We start from the raw sequence: 15576 nt of genomic DNA on the forward strand, positions 1-15576 counted from the left end.
GTCGTCCAGGTCGGTGACCATGTCGGCTCCCATGTCGATGTCGGTGTATGCAACATCGATCCTGGACGACCTCGCTCTTCAGTCCCACACGACACACCCGTCACATCGCCAGGAATCACTCATCTAGAGTCCGCTTCGTGGACGCCCGGCGAAGTGACCCCGCTCCGCACGCTGGTTGAGGTGCGACGAGCCCGCTGGGGCGAGGAGCCTCGAAACCAAGCCTCTAGAGACGAGGGCGCCGATACAGCACAGCCGGCGACGGGCGGGGCAGCGTCCGCTTCGTGGACGCTCAGCGAAGTGACCGGGCTTCGAGACTGCGGCTACCGGGGCGCTGCGACGAAAAATTCTCCCGACCGACCCACCTGAGGGCCGGCGGCCGCGTCGCGGACACCTGACGAAGCGACCGCTCCGCACGCTGGTTGAGGTGCGACGAGCCCACAGGGCGAGGAGCCTCGAAACCAAGCCTCTAGAGACGAAGGCGCCGATACAGCACAGCCGGCGACGGGCGGGGCAGCGTCCGCTTCGTGGACGCTCAGCGATGTGACCGGGCTTCGAGGCTGCGGCTACCGGGGCGCTGCGACGAAAGACTCTCCCGGCCGACCCACCGGACCAGCGGTCGCGTCGCGGACACCTGACGAAGCGACCGCTCCGCACGCTGGTTGAGGTGCGACGAGCCCACAGGGCGAGGAGCCTCGAAACCAAGCCTCTAGAGACGAGGGCGGCGATACAGCGCAGCCGGCGGTCGACGTGGCAGCGTCCGGATACAGAAGCAGCGCTCGCGAGCGCTGCTTCTGTATCGACCCGCTGCTGCGCGCCAGAGGACCGTGAGAGCCGGATCCGGTGACTGCACGCCACCTGACCACCGCCGAGCAGCACGGGACACGAGAGGGGCGGCTTCGACACCTCGCCTCGCACCGGCGGGCTCGTCGAGGCCTCAGCCGGCGGTGAGCGATCTGTCGCGGATCGTGTCGGGGCTGAAACCTGTAGCGGACACACCGGCGGATCCGACAGGATCCGCGACATCTGTTGACCGGCGGCACGATCCGCGACAGATCGCGCCGGGCCCGTATGCGGGACGGATCAGAGGATGAGGGCGGACAGGGGGACGGTGACCGGGAAAGGCGCGGCCACCGTGAGGATCGCGTGGTGCCCGTCGTCGGGCAGCGCGTCGAACGTCTCGCGGGTGATCGGCCCCGGCGGCAGACCGAGGATCTCGCTGGTCATAGCGGCCATCTTAAGTTCGCCCCTCCCCCATGACCATCACTCAACGCGCGGCGGTCGGCGCGGACAAGCCCTTACCGGCCGGTTGTGGACAGTCTCGGCGACGTCAGAACTTCTGGCCGCCGTTGCGGGCCATCTCCTGCAGGCGGGCTATGCGGTCGGCCGTCGGCGGGTGGGTGGAGAAGAGCTTGCTCATCTTCTCGCCGGCGCGGAACGGGCTCTCGATCATCATGTGCGACTGCGTGGTGAGCTCGGGGGTCGGCGGCAGGGGCGCCATCGCGATCCCGCCGGAGATCTTGTTGAGCGCGGACGCGAGAGCGAGCGGGTCGCCGCTGAGCTCGGCACCGGAGGCGTCGGCCTGGTACTCCCGCGACCGGGACACCGACATCTGGATCACGGTCGCCGACAGCGGGCCGAGGATCGCGATCAGGATCATCGCGAGCGGGTTGACGCCGCCGTCGCGGTTGCCGCCGCCGAACATGCCGGCGAACATCGCGAAGTTGGCCAGGCCGGAGATCACCGCGGCCATCGCACCGGCGACGGAGCTGATCAGGATGTCGCGGTTGTAGACGTGGCTGAGTTCGTGGCCAATCACCGCGCGCAGCTCGCGCTCGTCGAGCAGTTCCATGATGCCGCTGGTGCAGCAGACCGCCGCGTTCTTCGGGTTGCGGCCGGTCGCGAAGGCGTTCGGCGACTCGGTGGGGCTGATGTACAGCGCGGGCATCGGCTGCTGGGCGCGGGTCGCGAGTTCGCGCACCATCGCGTAGAGCTGCGGCGCCTGCACCTCGGTGACCGGCTGCGCGTGCATGGCCTTCAGCGACAGCTTGGCGCTGTTGAAGTACGCGTAGGCGTTGGTGGCGATCGCGATAAGGACCGAGATCACCAGGATCGTCGTGTTCTGGAACGCCGCACCGATGCCGACGATGATCGCCGACATCAGTCCCATCAGGGCCGCGGTCTTCAACCCGTTGAACGAATGCATGTCACCTCTCCGTGGCGTGGTCTCGACTCCGCTCGACCATCTTGCAGCATCAACGACCGGAACCACCCGAAAGGTTCCACGCCGAGGGGAGCCGCGCCAGGCGTCAGCCGACGCGGGCGACGGTGTAGTCGACCAGTGAGGCGAACGCCGCGCGCGCCGGGCACTCCGGCAGCGTCGCCAGTGCGGCATGCGCGTCGTCGGCCATCTGGGCCAGCCGGGTCTGCGCGCGCGCCATCCCGTCGGAGGCCACCAGCAGGTGCAGGGCCTCGTCGACCTCGGCGTCGTCGGTGAGCGGGCGGGCCTCGCCGGTGGCCGGATCGAGCAGCAGCTCGCGCAACCGCGCCGTGTCGGGGCCGTCGCCGGCCAACGCGTAGAGGACCGGAAGGGTGTGCACGCCCTCGCGCAGGTCGGTGCCGGGCGTCTTGCCGCTGTCGCCGGTGACCGAGGCGATGTCGATGATGTCGTCGGAGACCTGGAAGGCCACGCCCACGATGTCGCCGATCTTCGCGAGGGTCTCGACGGTGACCGTGTCGGCACCGGAGGTCATGGACCCGAATCGGCCGGCCGCGGCGATCAGCGACCCGGTCTTCTCCCAGACCACGCGCAGGTAGTGGTCGACGGCGTCACCGCCGCGGGCCCCGACGGTCTCCCGCATCTGGCCGGTGACCAGTTCGGCGAAGGTCTCGGCGATGATCCGCACCGAGTCCGGACCGAGCGTCGACACCAGGCGCGAGGCGCGGGCGAACAGGAAGTCGCCGGCCAGGATCGCGATCGAGTTGGTCCACCGGGAGTTCGCGCTCTGCGCACCGCGGCGCAGCGGGGCCTCGTCCATGACGTCGTCGTGGTAGAGCGTGGCCAGGTGGATCATCTCCACGACGGTCGCCGCGGTGATCACGTCCTCCCCCGCGGGATCCGGGCCGAAGTACGACGCCAGGATCGCGAACATCGGGCGGAAACGCTTGCCACCGGCCTTCGCCAGGTGGGTGGCGGCCTCGGTGAGGATCTCGTCGCCGGAGGACAGCTCGGCCAGCAGCAGGTCCTCCACGCGTCCGAGTGCGTCGGCGACATCGGTGGCGAAGGCTTCGTCTCCGAGGTCCAGTCCGGCGAATGTCGACTTCACGTGTGGCATCCCGTCTCTGCGTGGCCCGCGACCTGCGGACCGTCTTGCACCGGCGCTCACGAACACCGTGTTCCGGCGACACCAGAAGCGTAGCGGCAAGTGCGGCTGGACATAATCGACGGGTGACCAGACCAACAGGCCCCCGGCTCTCCGACGACGCCGCGTTCCCGCGCGCGGCCGACGTCCTGGTGGTCGGAGCGGGCCCGGCGGGCGCCGCCGCGGCCGCGCACGCCGCGGCCTCCGGGGCGTCGACGGTGCTGCTCGACGCCGCCGAGTTCCCGCGCGACAAGACCTGCGGCGACGGTCTCACGCCGCGGGCGGTGAGCGCCCTGCGCGCGCTCGGCATGACGTCGTACCTGGACGGCCGGCCACGGATCCGGGGACTCGCCCTGCACGGCTGGGGTGCGACGACGCAGGTGCCCTGGCCGGCGTCGCGGTTCGGGCCGTTCGGCAGCGCCGTGGCCAGGACCGAGCTGGACGACGCGATCCGGCGCTTCGCGCTGGAGCGGGGCGCGGTGATGGCCGCAGGCACCAAGGCGGTCGACGTCGTGCGCGACTCCGCCGGCCGCATCGAGTCGGTGACGGTGCGGCGGGGCGGCGAGACGGGGTCGATCCGGGCCGGCCAGGTGATCGTCGCCGACGGGGTGCGGTCGACGCTGGGGAAGGTGCTGGGACGCCAGTGGCACCGGGACACCGCGTACGGGGTGGCGGGCCGCAGCTACGCCGGCTCCGGCCTCGCCGACTCCGAATGGATGGGCTCGCACCTGGAACTGCGCGACCCGGACGGCGAGCTGCTGCCCGGCTACGGCTGGGTGTTCCCGCTCGGCGACGGCACCGTCAACGTCGGTGTCGGGGCGCTGGCGACCGCCAAGCGGCCCGCCGCGCTGCAACTGCGGCCGGTACTCGAGCACTACGCGGCGATGGTGCGCGACGAATGGCGGCTCACCTCGCCGCCCCGCGACATCGCGTCGGCGCTGCTGCCGATGGGCGGCGCCGTGTCGCAGGTGGCGGGACCGAACTGGATGCTGATCGGCGACGCCGCCGCGTGCGTCAACCCGCTCAACGGCGAGGGCATCGACTACGCGCTGGAGACGGGCCGCATGGCCGTCGAGCTGCTGGCCGAGAGCCGGGATCACACCGCCGCGTGGCCCGCGCTGCTGCGCGCCGAGTACGGGACGGCGTTCGCCGCCGCACGACGCGCCGCCGGTCTGCTCACCATGCCGCGCACCGTCCCCGTCCTCGGCCGGCCCGGGATCCGGTCGTCGGCGCTGATGGGGGTGGTCGTGCGCGTGATGGGCAATCTGCTGACCGAAGAGGACGCCGATCTCGTCGCGCACCTCTGGCGTGCCACCGGGCTCGGCGTCAGCCGTTTCGAGTCGCGCCCGCCGTTCAGCTGAGATCGCGCGATACCCGCGAAAATCCCAGACCCAGGCCGTCTGCTGGCCCCGCATCCGGTGCCCCGGCGCATTGTCTCCCCCGGGCGCCCCATGCCACTGTGGAGCGATGCCGACGAACTGCTTCACAATGGACCGGTGGCCGCCGGGCGTGCTGGTGCTGGCGGCACTTCTGGCGACCGTATCGGTGGCTCTGACCTCCTGCGGCGGCGGCGAGCCGCGCTCGGCGCCGCCGTCCCAGGCCGGTGACCCGAATCTCGCCGCGTGTGCGGAGGAGCCGGCACCGCCGGACCTCTCCCGCCCGCTGACGGCGCGCTGGAGGCTCGATCCGGCGGAAATCCGTTCCGGTTCGTCGTTCGACATGACTCGCACCGGGATGCGCATGTGCGGGCAATTACTGGCCGTCGTGCAGGCGGGAGGCTCGTCCGATGACCGGCTCGTCGGACGACGCACCCTCGCCGCCGTGGACCCGGCGTCCGGATCGGTGCGATGGCGCACTGACCTGCCGATGGGCGCCGAGTGCGACGCGCGGCCATCCCGTGGCTCCATCCTCTGCGTGGTCGACCCCGCTTCGGTGAACGCCTCCTACTGCAGTCTCGCCGCCGTCGACGGCGGCCTCACCCGTTGCGACGGCGGGATCGCACCGGGCGGGCGGTCCGGCGGCGGCATCGACGTGCACTACTTCGATCTTCGATCCGGGGACCGGCGCAACACCCGGCTGCCGGACACGGATGCGCTGACCGTCGCCGCGAATGGCGATCTGATCAGCGCGTCGTTCCGCGGGGAGAACGCGACGATCACCCGTCGGGGAATCACGCCGTGGACTGCCGAGGTGCGATTGCCGGCGTGGACCGGACACCGTGATCAGGCGCTTCGACTCCAGGCTCTGGGCCCGGATCTGCTTCGGGTGTCCGGAGGCGAAGGTACCGGGGCCATGCTCTCGGCGCGCACCGGCCTCATCGTGACCACCGTCCCGAACGTCGGTGGATCCGCTCGCGCGCTGGCGATGCCGGAGGCGCGGGTCGTCGTGCTCCAGCGGGAGGGCGCCGCGGTCTTCGACGCCGACGGCGAACGGGTGCGGGAGCATCCGGGCCGCTACGTCGGCGTCGACGTGTACCCGCCGGGCCCGTCGGGCCACGCCACGTATCGGCTCACGCGAGAATCCACGGGGGACGAGGAGTTCTTCGACGATGCCACCGGGACCCGTCTGCCCGATCCGCCGACTCAGGTACCCGGATACCCGCAGGCGCCGCCCGCACACGTGCAGTTCGCCCGCGGCACGGTCACTGTGATGCAGTCGGTGCGCGGGTACCCGACGCTGGGTCAGACCGTCGAATACGAAGCCGGGGTCGACAACCGAACCGCCGAGATCCGGTGGGTCCATCGCGGAACCCCGGGCACACAAATCGCCGTCTGCGGCATGATCCGCGTGACACGACTGACGCAACCGAACGGCCCGCAACTGGTGGCCGTCGACCTGTCGAGCGGACGGCCCCTCTGGACCGCCGGTGCAGGACCGGCGTCACCGCTGGACGATCACCTCCTCGAGGGGGGACCCGCCGTCATCACCCAATGGGCGTCGTGACGCTCGGCGGGGTCTCCCCGGTCCGGCCGACGGGCGAGGCCACTGCTTCCGCCGGGGCCGGACGGGCGGATTCGACGAAGTCCCGGCTGCGGATCAGCGCCGCCGCGAGGACGCCGCCGACCAGGGCCACGACCGCGCTCACCACCAGCAGCAGGTTCATCGAATCCGCCATCGCGGTGTGCGTCGCGTGGGCGAGCAGTCCACGGTCGGCGGGGGCCAGCGCCGCCATCACGTCGCCCATCCTGCCGCTGCGGACCGCGCCGCTCAGTTCGTTCGCGCGACCGGCGAGCGGCGAGCCCGCGAGGGCGTCGGACATGGACGAGCTCATCCGCGACGAGAAGATCGACCCGTACACGGCGATGCCCACCGCGATGCCGACCTGGCGGAAGGTGTTGTTGGCGCCGGACGCCATGCCCGACTGGTGGATCGGGACCACGCCGACGGCGGTCGACGCGAGCGGCGGGTTCACCAGGCCGCTGCCGATACCGGCGACGATCAGCCCGGGGATCAGGTGCGTCCACGACGAGTCCGCCGACAGGCCGGCCATCAGGATCAGCGAGACGCCGACCAGCAGCAGCCCCGGGCCGATCAGCCAGCGCACCGGGACGTGGCTCGACGCCCGGCCGGCCGCGGTCGCGACCACCATCGTGGTGCCCGACATCACCAGCAGCCGCAGACCGGTCTCCATCGCTGAGTAACCGAGCGAATCCTGCAGGTAGATCACCAGGTAGATGAGCATCGCGAACAGCGAACCGTTCATCGCGAACGCGGCGACGCTGCCGCCCAGGAAGGTGGGTACGCGCAGCAGCGAGAGGTCGAACATGGGCTCGTCGATCATCAGCTCGACTGCGACGAACGCGACCAGCAGCACCGCCGCCACGACGAAGGCCCCGATCACCAGCCCGTCGCCCCACGACTTCTCGCCCGCCTCGGTGAGGCCGTACACCAGCGCCGCGAGCCCGAGGGTGAAGGTGATCATGCCGAGCCAGTCGATCCGGCGGGCGTGCGGGGCGCGCGATTCGTCGACCTTCATCAGGGTCAGGACGATGGCGATCACCCCGATCGGCACGTTGACCACGAAGATCCCGCGCCAGCTGATTCCGGTGGTGATGAGACCGCCGAGGATCGGCCCCAGCGCCGTCGCGATACCGGTGACGGCACCCCAGACGCCGAACGCCATCCCGCGCTCGCGGCCGTGGAACGTGCTGGCGAGCAGCGCGAGGGAGGTCGCGAACAGCATGGCGCCGCCGATGCCCTGAATGCCCCGGCTGACGATCAGCATCACCGGGTCCTGCGCGACGCCGCACAGCAGCGACGCGGCCGTGAACAGCGTCAGACCGGCCAGGAACACCCGGCGGCGGCCGAGCCGGTCGGACAGCGCGCCCGAGGTCAGCAGCAGCGAGGCCAGCGCCAGCGCGTAGATGTCGGCCACCCATTGCAGCTGACTGAACGACGCCCCCAGCTCACGCTGGATGTCCGGAAGCGCCACCGACACGATCGTCACGTCGAGCAGCAGCATGAAGGTCGCGGTGCTGACCGCGATCAGCGTCCACCATTTCTTCGCCACGGGATACCCCTCTTTCACTGTGCGAGATTCCGCGATACAGCTTCCTCCTGGCGAGAATTTCACGCACCTCCGCGCACCAGATCCGTATGATTCATCCCATGGATTCTGAATTCACACAGGATTCCCCCTTTCCCGACGCGATCGACAGGCGGATCGCTCAGGCGCTGCAGGTGCGGCCGCGGGCGTCGTTCAGCGAACTCGGCGACGTATTGGGTCTCGCCGAACAGACCGTCGCCCGGCGGTACCGGCGACTGCGCCGCGAGGGTCTCCTACGCGTGACGATGGTCTACGAACCCACGGCGGCGAACTCGACGTCGTGGCAGATCCGCGTGCACTGCCGGCCGGAGGGTGCCGCGTCGATCGCCGAGGCGCTCAGCCGCCGCCAGGACGTGTCGTGGGTGGTGATCCAGAACGCCGGATCCGAGGTCAGCTTCGGTCTGCGGGCCACCGACGACGCCCACGCCGACGAACTCCTCGGCCGGCTGCTGCCGAAGGCCGCACCCGTGCTCGACGTCTCGGCGTACCAGGTGCTGCACGTCTTCGCCGGCGGCTCGACCGGCGACTTCTGGAAGGGCTGGATCGACGAGCCGCTGACGCCGACACAGGTCTGCGCGCTGCGCGACGCCGACGATCTGCCGGTGCCCGACGGCAGCCCGGCCCGGCCGCTGACCGCCACTGACCGCCGGCTGGTCGCCGAACTGGCCCGCGACGGCCGGACGTCGTTCGCCTCGCTCGCCCGCTCCACCGGGATGAGCGTGGGCCGGGTGACCCGGCGGTTCGAGGCGCTGCTGCGGTCCGGCGCGGTCTACCTGGACGTCGACATCGCCCCGGCGCTCAGCGGCACCGGAACCGCGGCCACCTTCTGGATGACCGTGCGGCCGGACCGGCTGACCGCGGTCGGCGAGGCCCTCGCCGCGCATCCGGCGGTCCCGTTCAGCGCGGCGATCACCGGAACGGCCAACCTGGTGGCCACCATCATCACGCCGAACCAGGGCGGCATCTACGCTTTCCTGACCCGCACGCTGGGCTCGATCGACGGCATCACCGGATACGAGCTGGTGCCGCACTGGCGGCGGGTGAAGTACGCGTCCGCGCTGACCGTCGGCGACCGCCTGGCCCCGCCCGCACCCCTCCCCTGAGCCCGCAACATGCCCGTTGCGGAAGGTCGTTTCGACTCGGCCGGGCCCTGCGGGCCCGTCCGGCTCAACGGGCTGTGTGCCGCCGCCCGTTGAGCGGGCGAGGCGCCAGCCGCCGTCGAAACTCTCCTCGCCGTGAAAGTCGTTTCGACTCGGCCGGGCCCTAGGGGCCCGTCCGGCTCAACGAGCTGTGTGCCGCCCATCGAGTCGATCCGAGCCCCGATAGCCCGTTGAGCCGGTCGAGGCGCTAGCCGAGACCGTGTCGAAACGACACGCTCGACCAGCGACTACGTCGCGATACCGGTGTGGATCGCGGCGATACCGCCGGTGAGGTTCTGCCAGGCGACGTCGTCGAACCCGGCCTCGCGGATCAGTGCGGCGAGGCCGACCTGGTCGGGCCAGGCACGGATCGACTCGGCGAGATAGACGTAGGCCGCGGGGTTCGACGACACCCGGGTCGCCACCGTGGGCAGCGCCTTCATCAGGTACTCCATGTACACCGTGCGGAAGGCGCGGGCGGTCGGCGTGGAGAACTCGCAGACCGCGAGGCGGCCGCCCGGCTTCAGCACGCGGCGCAGCTCCGACAGCGCGAGCGGCACGTCGTTCACGTTGCGGAGGCCGAAGCTGATCGTGGCGGCGTCGAAGCTGTCGTCGGCGAACGGCAGGTGCAGCGCATCCGCGGCGACCTTCGGCACCGGGCGCTCGGCGCCGGCCCGGAGCATGCCGCGCGAGAAGTCGGCGGCGATCACGACGGCACCGGACGACGCCAGCTCCTCGGATGAGACGGCGGTGCCCGCGGCCAGGTCGAGGACGACGTCGCGGGGCCGTAACGCCAGCGCCTTGCGGGTGGCCTTGCGCCAGCGCCGGTCCTGCGCGAACGACAGCACGGTGTTGGTGAGGTCGTAGCGCTTGGCGACGCCGTCGAACATCTCGGCGACCTCGGACGGGTCCTTCTCCAGGGAGGCGCGGGAGCCGTGATCGGCGCTCGAGGTCATGGTTCCGAGCTTAGGGCATCGCCCTCGCGGACCGATCCGGGCTCTGGCTCGCCTTCCCGGCGACGGCGGATCCGGTTGCTGACCTGTGCGACCAGGACCATCGCGATGATCGCGACACCCCAGCCGGCCACCACGATCGACAGCCCGGGAAGCAGCGCGAGCCGCGCGTCGCGGCCCGCGGGCCGAGCGAGGTGGTCGGGGTCGGTGGCGTCGTAGTCGACCAAGATGCGCTGGCCCGCTTGCAGTTGGGTCGGATAGAGCAGACCCAGATCTGGGTTGCGCAACACCCCGTCCGGGGTGACGAAGTTGACCGCGGCGTGGAGCCGGTCGGTGGAGATCACCTCGGCGACGGCGGTCGCCTTGTTCGCGTTGATCTTGGCGTCGTTCCGGTAGGCGCCCAGCACGATGACGGTGCCGACCAGGGTGGCGATAATCGCGCCCGCGAGCAGGAAGAACTGCACGCGCCGCTGGACCACCGGGTTCACGGGGCCGGCTCCGCGGCGATGCGCTGGTGCAGCCGACGCAGCGGCTCCCGCTGTGTGGCGACCTCCAGGACCTCGATCCCGCCGGGCGGCGCCGGCGCGGCGAGCGCGGCGGGCAGCCGGTCGAGGGTGAGCCGCGTGTGCGGCAGCCCGAAGCCCGCGCAGAGCGCGGCCAGATCGGTGCGGTGCGGGGTGCCGAAGATCCGTTCGTAGGCGCCCGCGTAGTCGTCGCCGGCGAAACGCGGATCACCCTGTTCGAGCACGCCGAAGATGCCGCCGCCGTCGTCGTTGGCGACGACGATCCGCAGCGCCGACGGCCGCGGTTCGGCGGGACCGATCAGCAGCCCGGTGGCGTCGTGGATGAAGGTGAGGTCGCCGAGCAGCGCCACCGTCTGCCCGGCCGGCCCGCCGGGGGCGCGGTCGGCGGCCAGCGCGGCCCCGATCGCGGTCGAGTTGATTCCGTCGATACCCGCGACCCCGCGGTTGGACAGCACGCGCACGCCCAGGGCGACGGCGCCGGCCAGGGCCAGATCGCGGATCGGGTTCGACGGTCCGACCATCAGCTGATCACCCGGCCGGACGGCCGCCGCCACCGCGGCGGCCACGTGCAGCCCGGTGGTCTCCGGGCAGGCCGCGAGCTCCGCGGCGACCAGCGCGCGAACCCGGCCGTCGATCCGCGCGCAGTGATCGAGCCAGCCGGGGTCGGGCCCCGCGGTCGGCACCGCGCGGGTGCCGGTCGCGTACACGTTCCCGGACACGTCGGGCCAGCGCGGGCCGGTGGTGAGCGCGTAGACGCGGACCTGCGGGTCGGCCAGCAGCCGGGACACCGAGCGGTGCAGCGTCGGGCGTCCGCAGATGATCGCCTGCCGCGGCGCGACCCGGTTCAGTGCCAGCGGATGCAGGGGTGTGGCGGGTGCGGGCACCGTCGGTTCGGCGACGGTCGGTACCGCCGCGAGTTCCGGGTGGTGGCCGGCGCCGTGCCCGGCCACCACGACCGTCGGCACCGACAGGTCGATCTCGATCGGGATGTCGAGCCGGCCGACCGGCGCCTGCGTCCACGGCAGTCCGCCGGGGCGCCCGGCGTAGCGGCCGCCGTCGGCGTCGTCCAGCGTGGCGGCCGGGTCGTCGCCGGCGTCGGGCACCAGCGGCTCGCGCAACGGGATGTCGAACTGGACCGGACCGGCGTTGCCGGTGCGCGCGCCGCGGGCCGCCGCGAGCACCCGGCCGACGGCCGAGCGCCACTGCGAATTGGTGTCGAGGTCTTCCTCGGCGAGGCCGAGGCTGATCGCCGCGCGGACCTGGGTACCGAAGATGCCGAACTGCTCGATGGTCTGATTGGCCCCCGAGCCGAGCAGCTCGTACGGCCGGTTCGCACTGATCACGACCAGCGGCACGCGGGCGTAGTTGGCCTCGAAGACCGCCGGGCTCATATTGGCGACCGCGGTGCCGGACGTCATCACGATCGGCACCGGCACCCCGGACGAGACCGCCAGACCGAGCGCCAGATAGCCGGCCGAACGCTCATCGATCCGGACGTGCAGCCGCAGCCGCCCCTGCGCGTCGGCGGCGTGCAGGGCGAACGCCAGCGGCGCGTTCCGCGAACCCGGGCAGAGCACCGCCTCTCGCACGCCGCCGCGGATCAGTTCGTCGACGATCACGCGGGCCTGCAGGGTCGACGGATTCATGGCTCCGAGCGTAATGACAGCGATGGCACGACGATCGAGCGGAGTCGAGATCATCCCCCGGCCCGGACGCGGCGATACCGTGAGGCATGGGGTTCTACGACGACAAGATCCTGCCGCGGCTGATCGAGAAGACGTGCGGCATGCCGCAGATGGACAAGCTCCGGCGACACGCATGCGCTCCGCTGCACGGCGACGTGGTCGAGATCGGTTTCGGCTCCGGTTTCAACGTCGGGCAGTACCCGGACGCCGTCACCTCGGTCGTCGGCATCGAACCGTCGGATGTGGGATGGGAACGCGCGCAACTGCGAGTGGCGTCGTCGTCGATCCCGATCAGCCGGGGCGGTCTGGACGGGCAGCGGATCCCGTTCCCGGACGACACCTTCGACAGCGCCTTGTCGACGTTCACGCTGTGCACCGTGCCCGACATCGCGGCGGCGCTGACCGAACTGCGGCGGGTCGTGAAGCCGGGCGGAACGCTGGCCTTCCTGGAGCACGGGACGGCACCGGACAGCGGGGTGCGGCGCGTGCAGCGGATGCTCGATCCGATCGAGCGTCTTGTAGCCGGCGGCTGCGAGCTGACCCGCGACACTGCCGCGCAGGTGCGGGCGGCCGGCTGGCGCATCGAGGAGCTCGAGCAGTTCTACGCGAAGGCCGCACCGAAGCCGTGGGCCGCGTTCAGCCGCGGGTACGCGGTCGATCCCGGGTAGCCGGGACTCAGCCGGCGGACTTCGGGGTCGTCACGACACCGAAACCCACCGGATCGAGAGGCGCCGGCCCGGCCGACGGCGCACTCAGCGGAAGTAGCCGTCGATCGCCCGGAAGGTGTCGGTCATCGACTCGGCCAGCACCGCGTTGTGGTCGCCCGGGTAGGTCCGCGTGCTCACACGCGCACCGCCGTGCTGCAACTGCGCGGTGAGCAGGGCCGTGGTCGGCGGCAGCACGACGGTGTCGGTCAGTCCCTGATTGATGAGGATCGGCCGCGCCCGCTGCCAGCCCTCGACCGGGATGGCGGCATAGTCCCGCAGGGCGTCGCCGATCGGCGGGTCACCCAGAGGGCGGGCGAACAGGGTGCCCGGCGGGACGTTCTGGAGGGCCTGCGTCATCTCGGACACGCATTCGGTGCGGGCCCGCCCCAGCCAGTACCGGCCGCGCGGGGACAGCCGATTCAGCGCGTGCAGCCCCGGACGGGCGTGGTTGAGGCCGTCGAGCAGGTAGAGCGCGAAGGTCGCGGTGCGATTGAGCGGACCGATGTTCGGGATGGCGGGCTGCCCGAGCAGCGGGATCAGCGTTTCGAGCTGGTTGGCCGGGGCCAGCGCCACGGTGCCCACGTCGCGGAGTTCGGGGGCGTAGTCGTCGGCCAGGTACGACGCCCAGAGCGCCGCATGCCCGCCCTGCGAGTGGCCGAGCGAGGCCCACCGCTTGCCGATCGTCGGGTCGTCGTTACGGGCCGCGCGCACCATGTCGATCACGTTGTAGGCGACCGAGCGCCCCGCGAGGTACTCGGTGCCCGGGGTCCCGGACATACCGATGAAGTCGGAGGCGGTGACCACGTATCCGCGTGCCAGGGCGGCGGCGATACTCGGCTGCAACCGGTCCTGCTCCGCGCCGGTGTAGTTGCTGGGCGCGCACTTCGGGGCGATCCCGCTGGTGCCGTGCGCCCACGACACCACCTTCCAGCCGCCGGGCGGCGGGGTTCCGTGCGGGTAGTAGACGATCCCCTCGGCCTCCGCCCGCCGGCCCGCCTGGTTCCTGGTCTGATAGCGGATCTTGACCGCGCGGGCCGCCCCGGTGGGCAGCATCACCGCGGGCACCGGGGCGGTGGAGAGCACCGCACCGTCGCCGGTCGCCGCCCGGGCGCCCGGCGCCGGCCAGCCCGCGAGCAGGCCGGCGACGAGGAGGAGCGAACCGAACAGGGCGAACAAGCGGGATCGCATATCTGAAGAGTAGGCCGCTTCGACGCGAACCGACACCGGCGTGATCGCGCCGATCCACATCTGTACCGATCGGTAGCGCCATGCCATAGGGTCGGGGGTATGAGCCGTGAATTCGACGTCATCGTCTATGGAGCCACCGGTTTCGTCGGCGAGCTGACCGCCCGCTATCTGGCCGAGCAGGCTCCGGGAGGCGCCCGGATCGCGCTGGCCGGCCGCAACGAGACCAAGCTGGCGGCGGTGCGCCGTCGTCTCCCGGAGCGGGCCGCGGGGTGGCCGCTCGTCGTCGCCGACTCGGATTCGCCCGCCTCGCTCGACGCGATGTGCGCGCGCACCCAGGTGGTCTGCACCACCGTCGGCCCGTACCTGCGCTACGGCGAGAACCTGGTGATCGCGGCCGCGTCGGCGGGCACCGACTACGTCGATCTCACCGGCGAGGTGCCGTTCACCCGGTTCACCATCGACAAGGCCGACGAGCTCGCGCAGGGCACCGGCGCCCGGATCGTGAACTCCTGCGGGTTCGACTCGGTGCCCTCGGATCTCGGCGCCTACATGCTCTACGAGGCGGTCAAGGAGGCCGGCGCGGGAACGCTCGGCGAGACCACGATGGTGCTCGAATCGTTCCGCGGCGCGGTGTCCGGCGGCACCGTCGACTCGATGCGGGTGATCGCCGAGCAGGCCCGGGACCCCGAACAGCGACGCCTGCTGATGAATCCCCGCGCCCTGTCGGCCGGGCCGGGCCGGCTCGAGCACGCGGGACCGGGCTCCGAACCCAGCGACCTCTCGCCGGTCGACGCCAAGAAGGTGGACCCGTCGCTGAGCGGCACGCTGGCCCCGTTCTTCATGTCGTCGTACAACACCCGAGTGGTCCGCCGGTCCAACGCGCTGCTGGACGACGCCTACGGCCCCGGTTTCCGCTACCAGGAGACCATGAACGTCGGCCGCCTCCCGGTGCTCTCCACGCTGACGGCCGGCGCCGTCGCGGTGGGCACCGGGATCGGGCTGGCCGCGCTCAGCTTCCGCCCCACCCGGGCGGTGCTCGACCGCGTCCTGCCCAAGCCCGGCGAGGGCCCGAGCGAGCGGGCCCGGGAGGCCGGGCACTTCACCACCCAGACGTTCACCCGGACCAGCGACGGACGACGGTTCCGCTCGCAGATGCGCGCCGAAGGCGATCCCGGTTACAAGGCCACTGCGGTGATGCTCGGCGAGTCCGCCCTGGCACTGGCCCTGGACCGGGACAAGCTGCCGGACCGCGCCGGCGCGCTGACCCCGGCCGTTGCGATGGGCGACGTCCTGATCGAGCGTCTGCGGGAGGCGGGCTTCGTCCTCGAGGTCCACGAGCTGACCTAGGTGTACTTCCCCGACACGTTGTGAACATCTGAGGTGAAGTGAAGACCTCCGGGCAGGATGTGGGTTACCACACTGACATCAAGCCACGGAGGTCTTCATGGTCCACGCTAACGCACCCTTGACGCCGG

13 protein-coding genes are annotated in these 15576 nt (G+C 71.3%); 5 read left to right on the forward strand and 8 right to left on the reverse strand.

The annotated features are described in order from the left end of the window. Positions 1-1080 precede the first annotated feature (1080 nt). The 3 genes from ACSEEN_RS20660 to ACSEEN_RS20670 all read right to left on the reverse strand — a co-directional run bounded on the left by ACSEEN_RS20660 (position 1081) and on the right by ACSEEN_RS20670 (position 3323). The gene (locus tag ACSEEN_RS20660; RefSeq protein ID WP_247865087.1) at positions 1081-1224 is read right to left on the reverse strand and encodes a hypothetical protein; all 144 of its coding nucleotides are present in this window, start codon (positions 1222-1224) and stop codon (positions 1081-1083) included. Positions 1225-1327: 103 nt separating this feature from the next. Next, positions 1328-2203, reverse strand: coding sequence for a zinc metalloprotease HtpX (gene htpX, locus ACSEEN_RS20665; RefSeq protein WP_247865088.1), 876 nt, complete (start codon positions 2201-2203; stop codon positions 1328-1330). A gap of 103 nt (positions 2204-2306) precedes the next feature. After that, positions 2307-3323, reverse strand: coding sequence for a polyprenyl synthetase family protein (locus ACSEEN_RS20670; RefSeq protein ID WP_440714177.1), 1017 nt, complete (start codon positions 3321-3323; stop codon positions 2307-2309). A 122-nt stretch (positions 3324-3445) separates the two neighbouring features. On the opposite strand from ACSEEN_RS20670, the gene ACSEEN_RS20675 reads away from it, so the two are divergent. Continuing rightward, complete coding sequence (locus ACSEEN_RS20675) at positions 3446-4720, forward strand: geranylgeranyl reductase family protein (RefSeq protein WP_371307171.1); 1275 nt, start codon at positions 3446-3448, stop codon at positions 4718-4720. A 106-nt stretch (positions 4721-4826) separates the two neighbouring features. Further along, positions 4827-6302, forward strand: a complete 1476-nt coding sequence (locus ACSEEN_RS20680) for a hypothetical protein (protein ID WP_440714178.1) — start codon at positions 4827-4829, stop codon at positions 6300-6302. On the opposite strand, the gene ACSEEN_RS20685 is transcribed toward ACSEEN_RS20680, so the two are convergent. Beyond that, positions 6283-7869, reverse strand: a complete 1587-nt coding sequence (locus ACSEEN_RS20685; RefSeq protein ID WP_440714179.1) for an MFS transporter — start codon at positions 7867-7869, stop codon at positions 6283-6285. The genes ACSEEN_RS20680 and ACSEEN_RS20685 overlap by 20 nt on opposite strands. A gap of 98 nt (positions 7870-7967) precedes the next feature. Between ACSEEN_RS20685 and ACSEEN_RS20690 the strand changes: the two genes are divergently transcribed. Then, a complete protein-coding gene (locus tag ACSEEN_RS20690; RefSeq protein ID WP_298444373.1) occupies positions 7968-9008 on the forward strand; it encodes an Lrp/AsnC family transcriptional regulator in 1041 nt (346 codons plus the stop codon). A 284-nt stretch (positions 9009-9292) separates the two neighbouring features. Here ACSEEN_RS20690 and ACSEEN_RS20695 read toward each other — a convergent pair whose 3' ends face one another. The 3 genes from ACSEEN_RS20695 to menD are packed head-to-tail and all read right to left on the reverse strand — an operon-like array spanning position 9293 to position 12167. Beyond that, the gene (locus ACSEEN_RS20695; RefSeq protein WP_298444375.1) at positions 9293-10000 is read right to left on the reverse strand and encodes a demethylmenaquinone methyltransferase; all 708 of its coding nucleotides are present in this window, start codon (positions 9998-10000) and stop codon (positions 9293-9295) included. Further along, complete coding sequence (locus ACSEEN_RS20700; RefSeq protein ID WP_247865094.1) at positions 9997-10485, reverse strand: DUF3592 domain-containing protein; 489 nt, start codon at positions 10483-10485, stop codon at positions 9997-9999. Before ACSEEN_RS20700 ends, ACSEEN_RS20695 begins: the two co-directional genes overlap by 4 nt. Continuing rightward, the gene (gene menD / locus ACSEEN_RS20705) at positions 10482-12167 is read right to left on the reverse strand and encodes a 2-succinyl-5-enolpyruvyl-6-hydroxy-3-cyclohexene-1-carboxylic-acid synthase (protein ID WP_298444377.1); all 1686 of its coding nucleotides are present in this window, start codon (positions 12165-12167) and stop codon (positions 10482-10484) included. The genes ACSEEN_RS20700 and menD overlap by 4 nt, the downstream gene beginning before the upstream one ends. Before the next feature lie 86 nt (positions 12168-12253). Between menD and ACSEEN_RS20710 the strand changes: the two genes are divergently transcribed. Further along, entirely contained in the window at positions 12254-12874 is a 621-nt protein-coding gene (locus ACSEEN_RS20710) for a class I SAM-dependent methyltransferase (RefSeq protein ID WP_298444379.1), read from the forward strand. Positions 12875-12958: 84 nt separating this feature from the next. On the opposite strand, the gene ACSEEN_RS20715 is transcribed toward ACSEEN_RS20710, so the two are convergent. Beyond that, on the reverse strand, positions 12959-14101 hold the full coding sequence (locus ACSEEN_RS20715) for a lipase family protein (RefSeq protein WP_298444381.1): 1143 nt from the start codon (positions 14099-14101) through the stop codon (positions 12959-12961). Positions 14102-14200: 99 nt separating this feature from the next. Between ACSEEN_RS20715 and ACSEEN_RS20720 the strand changes: the two genes are divergently transcribed. After that, positions 14201-15448, forward strand: a complete 1248-nt coding sequence (locus tag ACSEEN_RS20720; RefSeq protein WP_247865098.1) for a saccharopine dehydrogenase family protein — start codon at positions 14201-14203, stop codon at positions 15446-15448. The last annotated feature ends 128 nt before the right edge of the window (positions 15449-15576 follow it).

The organism is Gordonia marina, assembly GCF_052036135.1.
Classification (GTDB): domain Bacteria; phylum Actinomycetota; class Actinomycetes; order Mycobacteriales; family Mycobacteriaceae; genus Gordonia.

Excerpts from the sequence above, each read along its gene's own strand:
- ACSEEN_RS20715 (WP_298444381.1), bottom strand. The coding sequence starts at position 14,101 with ATGCGATCCCGCTTGTTCGCCCTGTTCGGTTCGCTCCTCCTCGTCGCC.
- htpX (WP_247865088.1), bottom strand. The coding sequence starts at position 2,203 with ATGCATTCGTTCAACGGGTTGAAGACCGCGGCCCTGATGGGACTGATG.
- menD (WP_298444377.1), bottom strand. The coding sequence starts at position 12,167 with ATGAATCCGTCGACCCTGCAGGCCCGCGTGATCGTCGACGAACTGATC.
- ACSEEN_RS20690 (WP_298444373.1), top strand. The coding sequence starts at position 7,968 with ATGGATTCTGAATTCACACAGGATTCCCCCTTTCCCGACGCGATCGAC.
- ACSEEN_RS20695 (WP_298444375.1), bottom strand. The coding sequence starts at position 10,000 with ATGACCTCGAGCGCCGATCACGGCTCCCGCGCCTCCCTGGAGAAGGAC.
- ACSEEN_RS20660 (WP_247865087.1), bottom strand. The coding sequence starts at position 1,224 with ATGACCAGCGAGATCCTCGGTCTGCCGCCGGGGCCGATCACCCGCGAG.
- ACSEEN_RS20710 (WP_298444379.1), top strand. The coding sequence starts at position 12,254 with ATGGGGTTCTACGACGACAAGATCCTGCCGCGGCTGATCGAGAAGACG.
- ACSEEN_RS20680 (WP_440714178.1), top strand. The coding sequence starts at position 4,827 with ATGCCGACGAACTGCTTCACAATGGACCGGTGGCCGCCGGGCGTGCTG.
- ACSEEN_RS20720 (WP_247865098.1), top strand. The coding sequence starts at position 14,201 with ATGAGCCGTGAATTCGACGTCATCGTCTATGGAGCCACCGGTTTCGTC.